Source organism: Vibrio sp. 10N.286.48.C11 (genome assembly GCF_041469805.1).
GTDB lineage: Bacteria > Pseudomonadota > Gammaproteobacteria > Enterobacterales > Vibrionaceae > Vibrio > Vibrio crassostreae_C.
Genome location: NZ_JBFRLK010000156.1, coordinates 1 through 631, shown reverse-complemented (window position 1 = coordinate 631; position 631 = coordinate 1). Strand labels below are relative to the sequence as shown.

The 631-nt window shown below is 46.3% G+C and carries 1 protein-coding gene; it reads left to right on the top strand.

The features are described 5' to 3' along the window. Positions 1-631: hypothetical protein (locus AB4209_RS22565; RefSeq protein WP_372057426.1), on the top strand; the 631-nt coding region annotated here is incomplete at both ends.

Below are 631 nucleotides of genomic sequence, written 5' to 3'. Positions count from 1 at the left end.
CGACATCCGTTTTCGATGTATTAACATCCGCAAGTGCTGATGGCGCGAGTGTGACTCAATTTACCTATGACGGCACCGCTTACTCTCTAGATCCGAATGATGCGACCGAGCAAGAGTTTACCTTCACCGAAGGCTCACTGTTTATTACGACTCAAGGGGAAGTGCGCTTTGAGCCGAACCGCGATTTAGACCACTCAGCAGGCGATATTGTTAAAAATATCGTTGTGACATCAAGCGATGGCGATGATGACGTTCTTACCTCAACAGTGACGCTGACCATTACCGATGGTGATGTTCCGACCATTGACGTGATTCCGCCAATCTCACTATCTGAAACGAATCTAGCCGATGGCTCTGATCCATCTAACTCTGCGGTCGGTGACACCAAAGTCATTCAGTTTACTCATGAGAGTGACGATGTTGAGTCGTTCCGTATCGAGCCAACAGAGTTCAATACTCTAGGTACGTTAACGTCAAACAACTTGGCGGTTCAGCTAAAAGAAGATCCTAACAGTGCTGGTGATTACATCGGTTTTGTTAAAGACGCGTCGGATGTTGAAACCAACGTCTTCACTATTAGCTTCTCGGATACCAATCTAGGTCAATACACATTTACGTTACTTGAAGCGCT